Here is a 17,462-nt window from a genome sequence, read left to right as displayed (position 1 = left end):
CAAACCAGCGACTTTAAACACTGGAAAGCCAACGTATAAAGTTACCTACAATAACAACGATGATTTGAATGTAGTGTACGAAGAGACCTCTAAAGACTACAAATTTCCAAGTAGTACCGTGAATTTCCAATTTGTCAATGAAGCCGGGGCAATCTTATTACCAACGCCTTTTACAATTACAACTGATTTACAACAAGAAATTAATTCCACTTATACAAAGCTTGGATCAATTACTGGAACTAATTCAGGAAATACCAAGCAGGTAACGATTCCCACCAGAACGATTAGAGCAGATGTGTCTTTAGGTGGAGTGAATAACTATGGAACAACCAACACGAGAATCACTATTCCAAAATTTTATGAAAATATTTCTGTTTATACAGGAAGTGCCTATACACAAGCAACGTTGAATCGTTCTTACATTACGGAAAGTGCACTAGTCGGTACACCATCCAGTAATGCGCCATTGTATTATGGTTTAAGTAAAGTGACAGCGACACAATTTAAACTAAATGAATACAACCCAATTGTTTCTACTACAGAGAAATCAAAGTATACACACAGCAGGTTATTTACATCAGGTGCAAACAACTCATTAAATACTTATCAAACACCAGTAGGAACAATTTACTATCAATTAACCAATCGCAAAGTCACCGAGAATTTCGTTGACACCAATGGTGTAAAAATTACAGCACCAACAGGCTTCACCCAAGGGAAAAAAACAAATATCACGAATACTGATTACACGTTTACGCAAAGTGGAACGCTACCAAGTACGTATAAAACAAGTAATGGGAAAGTCTACAAGCTAAAAGGGTGGTATAAAGGTAATACCAAACCAGCGACTTTAAACACTGGGAAGCCAACGTATAAAGTTACCTACAATAACAATGATGATTTGAATGTAGTGTACGAAGAGACCTCTAAAGACTACAAATTCCCAAGTAGCACCGTGAATTTCCAATTTGTCAATGAAGCAGGAACGATTATATCGCCAACGCCTTTTACAATAACAACCGATTTACAACAAGAAATTAACTCCACTTATACAAAGCTTGGATCAATTACTGGAACTAATTCAGGAAATACCAAACAGGTGACGATTCCCGCCAAAACGATTAGAGCAGATGTGTCTTTAGGCGGAGTGAATAACTATGGAACAACCAACACGAGAATCACTATTCCAAAATTTTATGAAAATATATCTCTTTACACAGGAAATGCCTATACACAAGCTACGTTGAATGAGTATTTAACTGTAAATAATGCACTCGGTAAACCAGTCAATAATCCGCCATTGCATTATGGTTTAAGTAAAGTGACAGCGACACAATTTAAAATAAGCGAAGTTACTAATGGTTCCAATTATAGATACAGTCGATTATTTGCAGCATCTAATCAATATAATTTAGAAAAATATTATACACCAGTAGGGACGATTTACTATCAATTAACCAATCGCAAAGTCACCGAGAACTTCGTCGATGCCAGCGGTACCAAAATCACACCACCAACAGGCTTCACCCAAGGCAACCAGATTCCGATGACTAGTGACACTTTCAAGTACACGAGCGCAAAAGCTTTGCCAGCTAGTTATTCAGCAGGTGGAAAAACCTATGTCTTCCAAGGTTGGTACAAAGGCAAAACGAAACCGAACACGTTGACCACCAGCACTACGCCAACGTATAACACAACTTTTGATGACAATGACGATATGACAGCAGTCTACAAAGAAGCAAGCATCAGCGCTAACTTAACGATGCGTGGTGCAGTCGATGTCATTGATAATGGTGGAACCATGGAATATTGGGAAGTGCTTTTAAAAAATACGGGAGAGGCACCTTTAACTTCAATTAAGATTAAACCAACCACTGACTGGGCGGCTGGAATTAGTACACCCACGGAACTGTTTATTTTAGGTACTGGTCAAAATACGAAAGTTCGACCAATCACGAAAGAACAGTGGAAAGCAGGTTTTGAGATTCCTTTAGACAAAAGTCTTCCTGTTGGTGGGCAACTAACAATTAATCTCATAGGAACAAAAGTTACTGGACAACCAAACCAAGTGCTAAAAGCCGCTGTGGAAGTGTCAGGAAACTTTAACAAACTGACGGCCTCAGATACTGTTCGGATCAAAGATTTAGATCAAGAAACAAAGGAACCAACTGGGGAAGGATTTATCAGTGTACCAACTTTCGATTTTGGTCAAGTTGGCGTTGCTAGCGTTACGAAGCAACATGGTTTGAAGAAAGCCGCTGATTACTATGGCAACGGTACTCGTAATCCCTATGTACGAATTAGCAAAACCCAACCGAATTGGAGTTTAACCGCACAATTGTCACAACCAAAATCAGCTACTGATAGTCTACCGACAGCGACTCGCTTGATTTTGGGGCAAGTCCCTATTTACAGCGTAGGAAATTATAACCTGCCCACGGAATTAATGACCAGTGTGGGCGTTACGAGATCACTTGGCTTAACAGCCGACAATAGTAGCGTGAGCATTATTGGTAACCAAGAATTTAGCGGCGCCGATGTTTATCAGTTGGATTTCCAATTTGACAAAGTCAAACTCGAAGTGCCAGCCAATCAAGGCGTCAAAGGGCAACAATACCAAGCCGCAGTTACGTGGAATCTTGTGACTGGACCTTAAAAAATACGTAAATAAAATAATAAACCGCCCCCAAAAAAGTTAGACTTTTTGAGGGCGGTTTATTATTTTTATGGAAAGCCAATTTTATCTAATGGATAATAACGAAAAGTCAAAACACCTTCCACACTCTCTTGTTTAACAAAGCCAAAATAACGACTGTCATCTGAGCGCGGGCGATTATCCCCCAAGACAAAATACATGCCTTCTGGAACGGTCAGGGATTGGGTGGCTTCTAAGGTCTCTAGCGTAAAATCTTGGGTATAATTTTCATTTTTAGAGACATTTCGTTTAGCACTTGCTAAGTAATCTTCACTGAGTGATACACCATTAATATAAAGGGTATCATCGCGATACTCGACTGTTTCGCCAGGTAAACCAATTAAACGTTTGGCTACTCGTTGGCCGTTGCGCGGGCTAGGAAAAGCGATAATATCAAAGCGCTGTGGCTTTTTAATCGAGGTCACCCATAAACGGTCGTTGTTATGAAGTGTTGGTTCCATTGAAGAGCCGTTCACCGCAGCAGGGGAGAAAACATAGTGTCGAATCAGCAAGACAGCGCTGACTAACAAAACCAACTGAACCAATCGTTTTAATAATGAGGACATGGACTTCACTCCTTTGTCCTTTTAGTGTACTACAGACAAGGAAAAGAAAAAAGTTTTCCCCTTAAGAAAGGTGTGCTAAAAAACGTTTCATAAAGCGTTGGCGAATTAAAATACCAACATAAGCAGCTGCGACAGCCTTGATGATACCAGGAATAATAAACGGAGCAAACCCGCCAGCAAAAGCGTTTGGCCACGGCAGATTTGCGGAATATTTCAACCAAATCATACCGAAAACTAAGGTAACTAAGGCGCCGGCAATATTTGCGATAATGGCCCAAGTATAGTTAAAGGTTGTTTTTTCTAAAATATAACCAGTTAATAAGCCGTTGAAGATAAACCCGATTAAATAGCCGCCAGTTGGTCCGAAGAGTACACCGAACCCGCTAGACATCCCCGCGTAAACGGGTAAACCAATTAATCCTAATAAGAAGTAAATTAAAATAGCGTAGGTCCCCGTTCGCTTACCCAAAACGGTAGCGGTTAAGCCAATGGCAAACGTTTGTCCAGTCAAGGGGACAATCCCCAATGGAATTGTAAATTGTGAAAGTACAGCAATAATCACAGCGAATTCTGCTGCTAAAATTAAGGAGCGTAACGATGCTTTATTCATAAGAAGCCTCACTTTCTATTGTTAACCAATTATTTTTATTTGGTTAACAATAGTTTAGCGGAAGTAAACAATTTTGTAAAGAGGGCAAAGAAAAAAACCTTGCCAAGAAAGGCAAGGTTTTGAAAGAAGGTAAGAACCGCAGTTCGACCTTTTGAAATCTTAAAGTTTTTGGTTGTAGTATTCAACGACAAGTGCTTCGTCGATTTCTGGGTAAAGTTCATCACGTTCTGGTAAACGAGTGAAGCTACCTTCTAATTTTTCAGTGTCAAAGCTTACGAATGCTGGACGTCCAACAGTTGCTTCAACCGCTTCTTTAATTGTTGAGATGTTTTGAGATTTTTCACGAACACCGATCACTTGACCAACTTCAACGTGGTATGATGGAATATCAACACGTTTGCCGTCTACAGTGATGTGGCCATGGTTAACTAATTGACGTGCTTGACGACGAGTAGTTGCAAGACCTAAACGGTAAACAACGTTATCTAAGCGTTGTTCTAGTAAAACCATGAAGTTAACACCGTGTTTACCTTCTTTGATTTTGCTTGCTTTAATGAACAACGTACGGAATTGACGTTCGTTCATGCCATACATATGACGTAATTTTTGTTTTTCAGTTAATTGCATTCCGTATTCAGAAACTTTACCACGGCTGTTAGGTCCGTGTTGTCCTGGTTTGTAAGGGCGACGAGCTAGTTCTTTACCAGTACCTGATAAAGAGATACCTAGACGACGAGATACTTTCCATGATGGTCCAGTATAACGAGACATTAAAAATTCCTCCAATAAATAAATGTTTTTTTGGAGTAAAATAATTAGATGAAAAATTCATATTCGTTCAGTTCATTCTTCAACCTTCGCCTTTGCAGCCGCGGTTACGCAGTTGAACCAAGTTTGGCAATGAACTGTTGACGAGTTATTATTCTTCTGCTGCAATTATTTTACACAAAGTCTAGTATACTTAATAGGATAGGAAACGTCAAGGTTTTAAAGTGAAATCTGAAAAAAAGGTAGACAAAAACACTTTTCCTCATTAGAATAAGGGGAGATGTTTTGAAAATATAAGTTGAAAACGGAATGAAAGGGAGTTTACAATGAAGTCTGGTTCACCATTGTTTGAACAAATTGATAAATCTATCGACAAGAAAGTGAATTTATTCTCAAACAGCTTTTCCCGCTACGCTGTTCGTGCAATGCTTGCTTGCCTATTTTTAACGTTGGGAACAGCCGTTGCTTTTGCAATCGCAATTAAAGGAGAAGGAATTTCTCATGGTTTAGGGAAAATGCTTTACGCCTTCATGTTCAGTTGGTCACTTGTAATGATTTTATATATGAATGCCGAACTTGGTACCTCGAATATGTTGTACATGACTGTTGGGGTCTATCGTAAAAAAGTCAACTTTTCCTTAGCTGCAAAAATTTTATTTACCTGTATCTTATTCAATTTAATTGGTGGCGTCTTGTTTGGTTTCTTGGTATCACTTACGGTGCCGTTCCAAGATTTGCCAAAAGATAGTTTCTTCTTTACATCGATTGCTGGAAAATTAGAAAAAACTACCCTACAGATTTTAGTTGAAGCTATGTTCGCCAATATTGTGGTTAATACAGCCGTATTAGTGAGTATGCGAATGAAAGATGACGCCGGCAAAGTCGCGGCCATTATTTTCATTATCTTTATCTTTGCTTTCCTTGGTTTTGAACACGTGATTGCCAATTTCCCAGCCTTCAGTTTAGCTTACTTTGCTTCAAACGGCGCAATTGAAGCTTTCACAGCTGGTAATGTTATTCATAATCTTTTCTGGGCCTTTATTGGTAACTTTATCGGTGGTGGCTTAATTATGGGTCTCGGCTATGCCTGGTTAGATAAAGACAACAAAAACTTAACGTATTTTGATTAATTGACCAACCAACTATACTAAAACATGGTACACTGTTTTAGTATAGTTTTTTTATTATAAGGAGCGAAGGAATGGACACACTTCAATTTCAGAAGAACCCAGAAACAGCAGCAAAAATGTCTGCTTATATGAAACACCAATTTGTTTTTGCAGGCATCCCCGCCCCAGAACGTCAAGCGTTAAGTAAACAACTTTTAAAAGAAAGTCATACGTGGCCAAAGGAAAAATTATGCCAAGAGATTGAGGCTTATTATCAAAAAACAGAACGAGAATATCAGTATGTCGCTATTGATTTAGCCCTTCAAAATGTTCGGAGATTTTCATTAGAAGAGGTCGTAGCGTTTAAAGCCTATGTTCCACAAAAAGCGTGGTGGGATAGTGTGGATGCTTGGCGAAAATTTTTTGGGTCGTGGGTGGCGTTGCATCTGACTGAATTGCCAACGATTTTTGCCCTTTTTTATGGCGCTGAAAATTTCTGGAATCGGCGTGTTGCGCTGAATTTACAGTTGATGTTGAAAGAAAAGACCAATCAGGACCTGTTGAAAAAGGCGATTATTTATGATAGAACTACAGAGGAGTTCTTCATTCAAAAAGCGATTGGCTGGTCATTACGCCAATATAGTAAAACGAATCCGCAATGGGTCGAGGAATTGATGAAAGAATTAGTGTTGAGTCCTTTAGCACAACGAGAAGGCAGTAAATATTTAGCGAAAGCGAGCGAATAAGGAGAAATGATGGAAAGAAAACTTTTTGCATTTGATATTGATGGGACGTTGTTAAATTCGGAGAAGAAAGCATTGGATAGCACGAGAGAAGCGCTAGCAAAATTGCGGGAGCAAGGACACTTAGTTACGCTGGCAACTGGCAGAAGTCGTTATATGGCGCAAGAGGTGATTTGGGATTTAGATTTTACTAATTACGTATTATGTAATGGCGCCGCGGCTTTTGTGGATCATGAGCAATATTATCAAAATTTATTGCACGCTGAAGCGTTGGAACGTTTGGCACAAGACAGTGATCAACGCGGCTTAGGGTTTGCTTGTGTGGGCTTAGATGATATTAAGAAGAGCAACCAGCACCGTGCTGAAAAAATGGAAATTGCGATGAACTCTTTTCATTTTCATTCACCTGCTTATGATGAACACTTTTATCGTCAAAATGATATTTACCAAGCGCTGGCTTTTTATGACGCAGAAGATCAGTGTACGTTTGAAGAAGAATACCCGGAATTTCGCTTTATTCGCTGGCATCAACATAGCGTAGATGTTGTGCCTAAAGATGGCTCAAAATCAGCTACGTTAACGTATTTAGCTAAACGTGTGGGCATTGATGCAAAAAATATCATTGCCTTTGGGGACGGCGAAAATGACCGAGAAATGTTAAGCCATGCAGGGATTGGCGTCGCAATGGGCAACGCGAGTCCTTCCATTCAAAAAGTGGCCACGATGGTCACAGATACAAATGATAATGATGGGATTTGGAAAGCCTTAAAAGAAATGAAGGCCATTTAAAAAAACTGGGCCGTTTGTCTGAAAACAAACGGCCCAGTTTTTTTCTTTATTCGATGACTAAAACGCCCTCTTTTAAAGCAAATGGATTTTCTTTGTTAATATGATCGTAGAACATGATGCCATTAATATGATCAATTTCATGTTGAACCACAATCGCTTCGTAGTTTTTTAAACGAACTTTGTGTTTTTCGCCAGCCATGTCAAAATAACTGACGGTAATTTTGTTATGGCGAACGACATACCCAGGTACATCCCGATCGACAGATAAACAGCCTTCCCCTTCACCTAAACAGACATCTTGCACAGAATGGCTCAAAATTTTAGGGTTGTACATTACCGTACTTAATGAAGGCGTTTCGTTTTCTGGGTCGTTACTAGGAACATGGACAGCAATAATTCGTTTAGAAATATCTAATTGTGGTGCAGCTAAACCAACGCCACCACGTAATTGTAATTCTTCGGCTTTGACTGGATCTTGACTATTTTTTAAGAAAGTCAACATGTCCTCACCTAATTGTCGGTCTTCCTCAGTGATAGGGACAGGCACTTCTTCTGCCACAGCACGAAGTGTGGGATTCCCTTCACGAATAATATCTTTCATTGTAATCATTCAATGGTTCCTCCTTTGAAACATAAAAAAATTCTTCTTTTATTTATTCATGCGCTGAAATAATCAGTTGTTTACCACCATTTAGTGTATCACAAAATCACCAAAAAAGGGGCTAGATTGTTTAAAAAAACTATCGAATAATAGAGATTAAGCTTGCATTTTAGCGGTGTTTCCTGTAAAGTAAGCTTGTGTGGAAACACACCATCTATCACTTGGTTTAGCGAGTCACCAACGCTTCACTCAGTGATCAGACGAATAATAGAGAAAGAGGTGGAACAAATGGCAATTTCACAAGAAAGAAAAAACGAAATCATTAAAGAATACGCACGTCATGAAGGAGATACTGGTTCTCCAGAAGTACAAATTGCTGTCTTAACTGAAGACATTAACCAATTGAACGAACATGCGCGTACACACAAAAAAGATCACCATTCTTACCGTGGTTTAATGAAAAAAATCGGTCACCGTCGTAACTTGTTAGCTTACTTACGTAAAACTGACATCCAACGTTACCGCGAATTGATCCAACGTTTAGGATTACGTCGTTAATCATTACGTATAAAGCGAGGTTCAATCAGAATCTCGCTTTTTATCTTATTGTCACTATTGAAGGTCCTCTTTGGAAAGTTTTTAGGAACTACTAACCAAATGAAAGAGCAACAACGACTTGTTACTTTTTCATTTGTTTAGTAGCCGTCTGACTTTTCCAAAGAGCAAGAGTAAAGGAGAAGAATTATGACAGAAAAACAAGTCTTTAAAACAACTTGGGGCGGCCGCCCACTAGAAGTAGAAATCGGCCAATTAGCCAAACAAGCCAATGGAGCTGTCTTAGTACGTTACGGCGATACGGTCGTTTTAAGTGCTGCTGTTGCCTCTAAAGAAGCAAAAGATGTAGACTTTTTCCCATTAACTGTAAACTATGAAGAAAAAATGTATGCGGTAGGAAAAATTCCTGGCGGCTTCATTAAACGTGAAGGTCGTCCAAGTGAACGTGCGACATTAACCGCTCGTTTAATCGACCGTCCTATTCGTCCAATGTTCTCAGAAGGCTTCCGTAACGAAGTCCAAATTACGAACATCGTTATGAGTGTGGATCAAGATTGTACACCAGAAATGGCTGCAATGTTTGGGTCTTCCTTAGCGTTAGCAATTTCAGATATTCCGTTTGATGGACCAATTGCTGGTGTTGACGTTGGTCGTATTAATGGCGAATATGTTTTAAACCCAACGGTAGAACAAGCGGAACAAACAGATATTGAATTAACTGTTGCTGGAACAAAAGAAGCCATCAATATGGTTGAAAGTGGTGCCAAAGAAGTATCAGAAGAAGATATGTTAGGTGCCTTACTTTTCGGTTTTGATGCCATCAAAGAACTAGTGGCGTTCCAAGAAGAAATCGTTGCCGCTGTAGGTAAACCAAAAATGGACGTGGACTTATTACAAGTGGACGCTGATCTTAAAAAAGAAATTTTTGATGCGTACTACAATACAATGAAAACAGCCGTAATGACGGAAGAAAAATTAGCGCGTGAAGTTGAAATTGACAAAGTAAAAGATACAGTCAAAGAAGTTTACGCTGAAAAATTTGCGGAACACGAAGAAGAAGCGCAATTACTAAAAGAAGTGAAACAAATTGCGGAAGATCTTGAAAAAGATGTCGTACGTGAGTTAATCACGATCGATAAGATTCGCCCGGATGGCCGTAAATTAGACGAAATTCGTCATTTATCATCAGAAGTAAGTATTTTACCACGTGTGCATGGTTCTGGCTTATTTACTCGGGGTCAAACACAAGCTTTATCCGTTTGTACATTAGCGCCTTTAGGGGAACATCAAATTATCGATGGGCTGGGTGTCCAAGATAGCAAACGTTTCATCCATCATTATAACTTCCCACAATTCTCTGTTGGTTCAACAGGACGCGCGGGCTCACCAGGTCGTCGTGAAATCGGTCACGGTGCGTTAGGTGAACGTGCCTTAGCACAAATTATTCCATCAGAAGAAGACTTCCCTTACACAATCCGCTTAGTAGCAGAAGTGTTAGAATCAAATGGTTCTTCTTCACAAGCAAGTATTTGCGCGGGAACATTAGCATTAATGGACGCGGGTGTGCCAATTAAAGCGCCAGTTGCAGGTATTGCAATGGGTCTTGTTAGTGATGGTGAGAACTATACAATCTTAACAGATATTCAAGGTTTAGAAGACCACCTTGGCGATATGGACTTTAAAGTAGCGGGAACGAAAGACGGAATCACTGCTTTACAAATGGACATCAAAATCCAAGGAATTACAGAACAAATTTTAACGGAAGCATTAGACCAAGCGAAGAAAGCACGGATGGAAATTCTAGAAGAATTAACAACAACGATTGCTGCCCCTCGTGAAGAATTAAGTCAATATGCACCGAAAATTGAAATGATTCAAATTAAACCAGCGAAAATTAAAGATGTCATTGGTAAAGGTGGCGAAACAATCAACAGCATCATTGATGAAACTGGTGTTAAGATTGATATCGATCAAGACGGTAACGTAAGTATTGCTTCATCAGATGCCGAAATGATTAAAAAAGCCATCAAGATTATTGAAGAATTAACCAAAGAAGTCGAAGTTGGTCAAGTTTACTTAGCAAAAGTTGTCCGCATTGAAAAATTTGGTGCGTTTGTTAACCTAATTAAAGGCAAAGATGGCTTGATCCATATTTCTCAATTAGCAAACGAACGTGTGAACAACGTTGAAGATGTCGTGAAATTAGGCGACGAAGTCCTTGTCAAAGTAACTGAAATTGACAAACAAGGCCGTGTCAACGTGTCAAGAAAAGCATTATTAAACGAAGAAAACAAAGAAAAATAATTTCTTTTTAAACCAACGAAAACCAAGGAAGCTTCCTTTCTTTTCGTTGGTTTTTTCGTCGAAAACAAGCCCTAAAAAAGAAATGATAAAAAAAGCTAAAGACGATCGCCAACTCTTTTGTTTATAGTCAATTAGTGGTAAAATTAATACTATCAGTCTGAAGAATATCTGGGGTGTCTTTGTGAAAAAATTTAATCCAAATAAAAATATAATCATTACCTTAATTTTAGTCATTATTTTAGTAACTATTATTAGTTTAACTGCTGCGCAACGTTCTGAAAAAGGCAAAACCAATGTCGTTCAAGGTGGCGTCAATAATAGCGTTAGTATGGTGGATCGTGTGATTTCTTTTCCAGCTCGTGTGGTGGAAAACGGCTTGTCTTCAATGGGCAATTTAATTAACACGTTTAAAGAAAACGAACGTCTAAAAGAAAAAATTGATAGCTATAATGAATTAGCTGTCCAAAACAATAACTATAAACGCGAAATTGATAGTTTAAAACAAGAATTGAATCTGAACGAAACGTTAGCCAACTATGAAAAAGTAACTGCGAATGTCATTACGCGTTCGCCGGATACTTGGCAAGACTTATTAATTATCGATAAAGGAACCAATGACGGCATTGAAGCGGGCATGGCGGTCATGGCGCAAAAAGGGTTAGTGGGGCGTGTTATTGAAGTCAATGCAACGACTGCAAAAGTGGAACTACTAACGTCTAAAAATGTTAACTCGAACCATTTCCCTGTGCGAGTAACTTCCGCAAATGGCGAATCATTTGGTTTACTTAAAAATTACGACAATAAGACGAATGCATTAATTGTGTCACAATTAACTGGCGATGCCACTCTGAAAGAAGGCGATGTCGTTCAGACTTCTGGCTTAGGTGGTAATTCCCCAGCCGATTTAGCGGTAGGGACAGTTATTAAAGTGAAACCAGATAGTTTTGGTTTAGATCGTGAAGTGTATGTGAAACCTTATGCGGATGTCTATGGGATCTCCGTTGTGACGGTCGTGAAAAGATCGGCAGGGGAAAGCGAATGATTCGGAAAGAGTATTTAAAATACGTCACGCCTATTCTCTTGTTTTTCTTAATGTTAATTGATGCTCATTTAACAAAGTCTTTTGAAACGTGGACAAGTAATGTTTACTTCGCCAGTTCTCATCTGTTATTACTTGCGTTTATGTTTGCCGTTCCTAATTTTTCTAAACGTTATTTATTAATTACTTCGTTAATTTTAGGCTTTATTTGCGATAGCTACTACATTGGCATTATCGGGATTTATACAGTCGCACTGACACTTTCGGTTATGTTGATGTATACATTTAAAGAAGTAATTCAAACAAATTTACTAACTGGTTTTTTTGGGATCGTTATTTTTACCACGTTGTATGAACTGATTGCGGTACTGATTCAAGTGGCCTTTCATTTAGCGGATGTCAGCCCGATTTTATTTATTACACGTGTGTTGGGCCCTACACTGCTATTGAACATGGTGTGGTATGTTATTTTATCTTATCCGCTGAAAAAACTGTTTTCCGTAAAATAAAAATTGGAAATTTTGTTCGTTTGCGAAAAATGCTCATTTGTTAGCATTTTTCGCTTTTTTTATTTTCTTTAAATAACAAAACGATGAGAAGCTTACCCTGGAGCCTTGAAGAAAGTTGTGAAAAAAGTGAAGCTTTTTTTTGTCATTTACAAGAAGAAAATTGAAATATTACTGTAACATCCATATTATCTCAGTGACATACAGCTATGCTACAATTGCTCTATCGTTGAAAAAGAGAAATTTATTCAAATTTTAATAAATAATAAAAAAGCTTAACAAAAAAGGATTTTCGGAGGACAACAGATTGAAGAAAAGTGTATTATCGGCTCTAATGGTATGTTCCATTACATTAACAAGCGTAGCGTTGCCATCCGCAGCATTTGCAGATGAATACGATACAAAGATTCAACAACAAGATCAAAAAATTAATGCGTTAACTAGCCAAATGTCAGATGCAGAAGCAAAAGTTGCCGCGATTGAAAATGATATGGTTGAAACGGCCAAACAAATCGATACATTAACAGCTAAAAAGAACAAGCTATCATCAGAAGTATCTAAATTATATAGTGAAATTTCTGATTTGAATGTCCGTATTCAAAAACGTGAAGTACAAATGACAAAACAAGCACGCGATGTCCAAGTGAATGGTCAAAGTGATTCAATTATTGATGCTGTCTTAGATGCAGATTCAGTAGCAGATGCAATTGGTCGCGTTCAAGCGGTCTCAACAATGATGAGCGCCAACAATGAATTACTAGAACAACAAAAAGAAGACAAAGCGACTGTTGAAAAGAAAACAAAGAATGTTGAAAAACAAATTGCTGAATTAGAAGCAGCAACAAAAGAACTAAATGACAAAACAGAATCATTAAAAACATTGAAGATTCAACAAGAAGTGGCTAAAAATGATTTAGAAGCGCAACGTTCTGAAGAACAAGGGAAAAAAGACGGCTTCATTAAACAGAAAAAAGAAGCGGAAAAACGTTTAGCAGAAGAACAAGCACGCCAACGTGCAGCTGCTAAAAAAGCAGAAGAACAAGCGGCAGCGCAAGCACAAGCCGCAGCACAAAAAGCGGCAGCAGAGCAAGCGCAAGCAACAAAAGCAGCCAATGAGGCAGCAGCATCAGCCGCTGAAGAAAAAGCCGCAACACCAGCAGTAGAATCATCAACAACTACTGAAAGTACCACAACGCAAGAAACAACAACTTCAAGTACTGAAACAGAAAGTGTTGTAACAACACCTGTGGCAGCAGCACCTGAAAAAGAAAAAGAAGTTCCTGTAACTAACCCAACGACTCCTGAAAAAGGTAATGAAGCAAAACCAGGGAATGGTGGCGTGACTTCAGGAAAACAAGCCGCAATTAATGCAGCTTTAGCAGATGTTGGTAATTCTTATGCAACAGGTTGGAATCAACCAGGCGAATGTTTAGTATCTGTTCGTCGCTGGCTAGCGGCAGGCGGTATTAACTTCGGTTATGGTGGTCCAAACAGTGGCTATGTTGCTTCTGGCGCAACACAAGTTAGCTGGAGTAACGTGCAACCAGGCGATGTTGTTCAATATGAAAGTGCCTATAGTCCAGATAGCTGGATTGGTGGCGTGCATACTGTCTTAGTTACAGGTGTAAGTGGTGGAAGTGTCCAAATCGTTGAAGCGAACAACCCAGGAGGTTCTGGTTATGTTTCTTCTAACTCTAACTGGTCACCAGCACCACCAGCAGGATTCCGCGCTGTTGTATGGCGTTTTCCAGGCTAAATAGTCATCTATTAATAATTGATAACAAGGAGTGGTAACTAACAAAAATCGTTAGTTGCCGCTTTTTTTATTCATTTAATTTTAAATATATGCATAAAATGTATCTGAAAATATTGTAATCTGGCCATTTTTTTGCAATTATAGAGGTATATACATATTAGGAGCGGAGGAATCAGCATGAGCGGAACGCACGATACAAAACAAGCAATCGCTTCAGCTTTAATAGAATTATGTGAACAAAAGGATTTTCGTAAAATAAGTGTCCAAGATATTACCAAAAAAGTGGGCTTGAATCGTCAAACATTTTATTATCACTTTACAGATAAATATGATTTATTACGTTGGATTTATCGTCACGATGCATTGATTTACTTGGAAACAGATATTTGTTTGGAAAACTGGGAGGAACAAGCCCTGAAGTTATTAAAAGCGATTAAAGAGAAGAGCCATTTCTACTATACAACGGTGACCTCAGATTCAGAAGTTCTTCTTAATGTTTTTTCCGCTTCGACCAATCGCTTATTTATTTCATTATTTGAACAAGTCGATGTTGAGAACCATTTAACAGATAAAGACAAACAATTTTATGCGAATTTCTTTTCCTATGGATGTAGTGGAGTCTTAACGAAATGGATTCTTGAGGAATATCCTCAGACTCCTTTGGAAATGGCGACGCAATTATTCCGTTTAGCGAAAGATACAGAATTTATGGCTTATCATTTGTATGAACAAGAAGCCAATGAGTAATGTGTGACGGATAAAAAGTCTTATGAAGGAGTGAAATGTTGTGGTAACTGTGTTATTTGTTTGTTTAGGCAATATTTGTCGCTCGCCAATGGCAGAAGCGATTTTTCGTCAGAAAGTCCAACAAGCTGGTTTAGAATCGACTATTCAAGTGTTTTCAGCAGCTACTAGCCACTGGGAAGTTGGCAGTCAGCCACATAAGGGAACCAGAAAAATTTTGGAACAACAAGGAATTTCCTATCAAGGAATGCGGGCGACACAAATCCAGCCAAGTGATTTTAAAAAATATGATTATATCATTGGGATGGATGCGAATAATGTGGCAGATTTAAAAGCATTAGCTCCTCAAGAAGAGCAACGGCGGATTCATTTATTTATGGAAGTTGTGGTTGGTAAAGAAACCATGGACGTACCTGATCCTTATTATACTGGTGATTTTGAGGAAACTTACCGCTTAGTGGAAGCAGGTACCTCAGAATGGTTGAAAAAAATAAAAGCACAGCTGAAAGATTAGGACTATAGTCCGATAGTACTTTCTGTTTCCCCTTGGTACAATAGTGTTAACAAATTGTTCAGGGAAAAAGAGACAGGAGGGAAGTAAGATGAACAGTAGTTATTTATCCTATGTTTTTGAATTGAGTTTGTATTATTTATTGTTGATAATGAGTCTGCCGCTAGTGTATGCTGTCACGTATCATTTATCTTTTAGTAGTATGTATACAAGTGAATGGTTAATGATCTCTGTTTTCTTATCTCCGTTAGTTTTATTATTTGCAGGTATTCGTTATGGTTTTGCTCGTTTGAAACAGCAAGAACGCCAAGTGATGAAATAAAGCAAAAAATCCTTGAAAAGTTTTGACACTTTTCAAGGATTTTTTTATTAAGCCACCCAATCGGCTAAGGTTTTTTGCTCCAATTGGAAAGCCTTCAACATATCGTCGTTGGCGTCTTTAATAGGCGTCGTTGCTGCTAATGTTCCTTGAACAGCAATTCGCGTCGTTGCTTGTAAATCGCCACAGGTAATTAAGGTAATCATATTTTGACCAGGAACGTCATCAATTAACTCAACACGGGTTGGTTCGATTTTTTCTACAGAAGTTATTTTGTATGTATAAACAGTAGATAAATCAGTGATATAAATGAGTTCGTCTTTTTTGGTTCTTTCTAAAGGTGAAAATAAGGAAACGCCATCTTCCGTTCGATGACTAGCCAAGGCATAATTGTTTTTCCCCATGACTTGATCTTCTTTCATGGTCCCGGCACCAGTTAATAAAGCGACATTTGACAATCCTTTAAAAATGGGCAAATTAATTTCGACACTTGGTATCGCAATGGCACCAATCACAGGTAAGTTTTTGTTTTCAAATTGGGCTTTCATCACGGCTTCTGTGCTCAAGGACTCAACTGAATCAAAGTCAAACGTCGTTTCACGAGCCATATTTTTCTTCACATCAGCTGGTTTCAACTTGCTAACGGCGTACGAGCGGCTATTTTGTTGAACCACCCAACTACGTATCTGATTGTTAAAAATTAAGGCTAAGCCAATGATAAATAGTAAAACTAATAAACTGTTGATTAACCAATTTTTTCCTCTTTTTTTCTCTTTTGGGCGCATATTCTCCCTCCTTTTAATGTATCAAGTTTACCACAATTTATTTGAAAAACCTATTTATTTTCTTTGGGGAATAGGTAAGCTGGCCGGGCCTTGATTTAATAAAAAACAACTGAATCGATTGATTTTTCAAAAAAATCCTCATTTTGTAATGGAATTTTAAAGTAAAAGAAACAAGCTTTTCTTTTGAAAATATTGTAAAATGGTAAGGAGGCTAGTAGAGGGGAGATGGGAATTTGCTTGATTTAATTTATGTACATATAGATGTAACCAGCAACGCGGTTTTATCTAAAGGAATTACCCATTCCGATTTTGTTCGTTCAATTGTGCATCATCCACAGAACTTACTATTATTAGATCCTTCTGCCGAAGCTGGCGAATACGATATGCATTCAGGCTTGAAAATTATTCGTGGAGAAGAAAGCGTCAATCGCTATTTTCAATCGCTACAACGTCGTTGGATGACTGAAGAGATTAAATGGATTGACTTTTCCGATGTGACGATGCTAAAAGAGCTAACGCCATTAGAAATTTCGGAACTTCTTTATTTTGGACACATGAAGAATAGTTTGCATTCGCCTTTCTTTTATAAGCTACAAAATGATTTTGTCTTTTTTGAATTTGCAGATCAGATGACGCGTGTCTATTATCGTTATATTGATGAATTTTATCGAATCTTTGCTGATAAAATTACACGTGTTGTTTTAGAGAAAGTGAACCAGAAAAAGGCCTTCTTTAAACGAAATACACCTGTCGAAAAATTAAGTCCTGAATTACTTAAAAATATGAAAGGTATCTTGCAAGAAGGTGTTATTTTTTGCTTCCAACAAACGGAAGTGGATAAAGAAGAATATCGGATTCCTATTTACTTAGTGGAAGATTCACTTAGCAAGATGAAAAATACCTCTTACCAAAAAGAAGAAATTTTGGCAACGCTTGTCTATAATAGTGAAAAACGCATTTGGCACATTGAACAAGAGAATGATTTCGGTGAAATTTTTATGTTGGCCCATGAAGGCTGAGAGAGCTCTAACTTTATCAACTAAAGTAGGGCTTTTTTTTGTA

General features: G+C 38.3%; 18 protein-coding genes and 1 pseudogene. 13 read left to right on the top strand and 6 right to left on the bottom strand.

The features are described from left to right. Positions 1 to 2,656 (top strand): WxL domain-containing protein (locus tag AB3I34_RS12370; RefSeq protein WP_262231405.1); only part of this gene is annotated, 2,656 nt, incomplete at its 5' end. Between the two features lie 68 nt (positions 2,657 to 2,724). On the opposite strand, the gene lepB is transcribed toward AB3I34_RS12370, so the two are convergent. From lepB to rpsD, 3 genes are all read right to left on the bottom strand, one after another. Beyond that, positions 2,725 to 3,261 (bottom strand): signal peptidase I, encoded by a 537-nt coding sequence (gene lepB, locus AB3I34_RS12365; protein ID WP_033657886.1) that lies wholly within the window; start codon positions 3,259 to 3,261, stop codon positions 2,725 to 2,727. Between the two features lie 61 nt (positions 3,262 to 3,322). Continuing rightward, positions 3,323 to 3,871, bottom strand: coding sequence for a biotin transporter BioY (locus AB3I34_RS12360; RefSeq protein WP_002354975.1), 549 nt, complete (start codon positions 3,869 to 3,871; stop codon positions 3,323 to 3,325). Between the two features lie 159 nt (positions 3,872 to 4,030). Then, entirely contained in the window at positions 4,031 to 4,642 is a 612-nt protein-coding gene (rpsD, locus tag AB3I34_RS12355; RefSeq protein WP_002365342.1) for a 30S ribosomal protein S4, read from the bottom strand. Between the two features lie 323 nt (positions 4,643 to 4,965). Between rpsD and AB3I34_RS12350 the strand changes: the two genes are divergently transcribed. The 3 genes from AB3I34_RS12350 to AB3I34_RS12340 all read left to right on the top strand — a co-directional run bounded on the left by AB3I34_RS12350 (position 4,966) and on the right by AB3I34_RS12340 (position 7,280). Beyond that, complete coding sequence (locus AB3I34_RS12350) at positions 4,966 to 5,769, top strand: formate/nitrite transporter family protein (protein ID WP_002375588.1); 804 nt, start codon at positions 4,966 to 4,968, stop codon at positions 5,767 to 5,769. A gap of 71 nt (positions 5,770 to 5,840) precedes the next feature. Next, positions 5,841 to 6,494, top strand: a complete 654-nt coding sequence (locus AB3I34_RS12345; RefSeq protein ID WP_002354978.1) for a DNA alkylation repair protein — start codon at positions 5,841 to 5,843, stop codon at positions 6,492 to 6,494. Between the two features lie 9 nt (positions 6,495 to 6,503). After that, positions 6,504 to 7,280: an HAD family hydrolase gene (locus tag AB3I34_RS12340; protein WP_002361040.1), complete on the top strand. Its 777-nt coding sequence runs from the start codon at positions 6,504 to 6,506 to the stop codon at positions 7,278 to 7,280. A gap of 72 nt (positions 7,281 to 7,352) precedes the next feature. Here the strand turns inward: AB3I34_RS12340 and AB3I34_RS12335 are convergent, their stop codons facing one another. Both AB3I34_RS12335 and def read right to left on the bottom strand, forming a co-directional pair. Beyond that, positions 7,353 to 7,403, bottom strand: a complete 51-nt coding sequence (locus tag AB3I34_RS12335; RefSeq protein ID WP_349832524.1) for a hypothetical protein — start codon at positions 7,401 to 7,403, stop codon at positions 7,353 to 7,355. A 4-nt stretch (positions 7,404 to 7,407) separates the two neighbouring features. Next, positions 7,408 to 7,881, bottom strand: a pseudogene (gene def / locus AB3I34_RS12330) (peptide deformylase); the annotation flags it as partial. Positions 7,882 to 8,169: 288 nt separating this feature from the next. Here def and rpsO point away from each other — a divergent pair. From rpsO to AB3I34_RS12290, 8 genes are all read left to right on the top strand, one after another. Further along, positions 8,170 to 8,439 (top strand): 30S ribosomal protein S15, encoded by a 270-nt coding sequence (rpsO, locus tag AB3I34_RS12325; RefSeq protein WP_002354983.1) that lies wholly within the window; start codon positions 8,170 to 8,172, stop codon positions 8,437 to 8,439. A 186-nt stretch (positions 8,440 to 8,625) separates the two neighbouring features. Continuing rightward, positions 8,626 to 10,740, top strand: coding sequence for a polyribonucleotide nucleotidyltransferase (gene pnp / locus AB3I34_RS12320; protein WP_002367402.1), 2,115 nt, complete (start codon positions 8,626 to 8,628; stop codon positions 10,738 to 10,740). A 181-nt stretch (positions 10,741 to 10,921) separates the two neighbouring features. Continuing rightward, positions 10,922 to 11,782 (top strand): rod shape-determining protein MreC, encoded by an 861-nt coding sequence (gene mreC, locus AB3I34_RS12315; RefSeq protein WP_002383273.1) that lies wholly within the window; start codon positions 10,922 to 10,924, stop codon positions 11,780 to 11,782. Then, positions 11,779 to 12,288, top strand: a complete 510-nt coding sequence (mreD, locus tag AB3I34_RS12310; RefSeq protein WP_002354987.1) for a rod shape-determining protein MreD — start codon at positions 11,779 to 11,781, stop codon at positions 12,286 to 12,288. Before mreC ends, mreD begins: the two co-directional genes overlap by 4 nt. Before the next feature lie 331 nt (positions 12,289 to 12,619). Beyond that, positions 12,620 to 14,041, top strand: coding sequence for a CHAP domain-containing protein (locus tag AB3I34_RS12305; protein ID WP_002394023.1), 1,422 nt, complete (start codon positions 12,620 to 12,622; stop codon positions 14,039 to 14,041). 177 nt (positions 14,042 to 14,218) lie between these two features. Then, positions 14,219 to 14,788 carry a TetR/AcrR family transcriptional regulator gene (locus AB3I34_RS12300; RefSeq protein ID WP_002354991.1) on the top strand — a complete coding sequence of 190 codons (570 nt, stop codon included), beginning with the start codon at positions 14,219 to 14,221 and terminating at the stop codon, positions 14,786 to 14,788. A 40-nt stretch (positions 14,789 to 14,828) separates the two neighbouring features. Further along, entirely contained in the window at positions 14,829 to 15,299 is a 471-nt protein-coding gene (locus tag AB3I34_RS12295; RefSeq protein WP_002365336.1) for a low molecular weight protein-tyrosine-phosphatase, read from the top strand. A gap of 88 nt (positions 15,300 to 15,387) precedes the next feature. Then, a complete protein-coding gene (locus tag AB3I34_RS12290) occupies positions 15,388 to 15,618 on the top strand; it encodes a hypothetical protein (protein ID WP_002385239.1) in 231 nt (76 codons plus the stop codon). A gap of 47 nt (positions 15,619 to 15,665) precedes the next feature. Here the strand turns inward: AB3I34_RS12290 and AB3I34_RS12285 are convergent, their stop codons facing one another. Continuing rightward, complete coding sequence (locus tag AB3I34_RS12285; protein WP_002354994.1) at positions 15,666 to 16,400, bottom strand: class A sortase; 735 nt, start codon at positions 16,398 to 16,400, stop codon at positions 15,666 to 15,668. Between the two features lie 233 nt (positions 16,401 to 16,633). Here AB3I34_RS12285 and AB3I34_RS12280 point away from each other — a divergent pair, with 233 nt between their 5' ends. Beyond that, entirely contained in the window at positions 16,634 to 17,419 is a 786-nt protein-coding gene (locus tag AB3I34_RS12280; RefSeq protein ID WP_002354996.1) for a hypothetical protein, read from the top strand. Positions 17,420 to 17,462 lie beyond the last annotated feature (43 nt).

Origin of the sequence: Enterococcus sp. C102(2024) (genome assembly GCF_040888205.1) — a bacterium.
GTDB classification, from domain to species: Bacteria; Bacillota; Bacilli; order Lactobacillales; family Enterococcaceae; genus Enterococcus; species Enterococcus faecalis.
Note: the sequence above shows the minus strand (reverse complement) of the source record. Positions and strands in the feature narration are given on the sequence as shown.

Coding starts and splice junctions, on each gene's coding strand:
- pnp (WP_002367402.1), top strand. CDS start 8,626: ATGACAGAAAAACAAGTCTTTAAAACAACTTGGGGCGGCCGCCCACTA.
- AB3I34_RS12290 (WP_002385239.1), top strand. CDS start 15,388: ATGAACAGTAGTTATTTATCCTATGTTTTTGAATTGAGTTTGTATTAT.
- AB3I34_RS12285 (WP_002354994.1), bottom strand. CDS start 16,400: ATGCGCCCAAAAGAGAAAAAAAGAGGAAAAAATTGGTTAATCAACAGT.
- AB3I34_RS12340 (WP_002361040.1), top strand. CDS start 6,504: ATGGAAAGAAAACTTTTTGCATTTGATATTGATGGGACGTTGTTAAAT.
- rpsD (WP_002365342.1), bottom strand. CDS start 4,642: ATGTCTCGTTATACTGGACCATCATGGAAAGTATCTCGTCGTCTAGGT.
- lepB (WP_033657886.1), bottom strand. CDS start 3,261: ATGTCCTCATTATTAAAACGATTGGTTCAGTTGGTTTTGTTAGTCAGC.
- rpsO (WP_002354983.1), top strand. CDS start 8,170: ATGGCAATTTCACAAGAAAGAAAAAACGAAATCATTAAAGAATACGCA.
- AB3I34_RS12345 (WP_002354978.1), top strand. CDS start 5,841: ATGGACACACTTCAATTTCAGAAGAACCCAGAAACAGCAGCAAAAATG.
- AB3I34_RS12360 (WP_002354975.1), bottom strand. CDS start 3,871: ATGAATAAAGCATCGTTACGCTCCTTAATTTTAGCAGCAGAATTCGCT.
- AB3I34_RS12300 (WP_002354991.1), top strand. CDS start 14,219: ATGAGCGGAACGCACGATACAAAACAAGCAATCGCTTCAGCTTTAATA.
- AB3I34_RS12305 (WP_002394023.1), top strand. CDS start 12,620: ATGGTATGTTCCATTACATTAACAAGCGTAGCGTTGCCATCCGCAGCA.
- mreD (WP_002354987.1), top strand. CDS start 11,779: ATGATTCGGAAAGAGTATTTAAAATACGTCACGCCTATTCTCTTGTTT.
- AB3I34_RS12350 (WP_002375588.1), top strand. CDS start 4,966: ATGAAGTCTGGTTCACCATTGTTTGAACAAATTGATAAATCTATCGAC.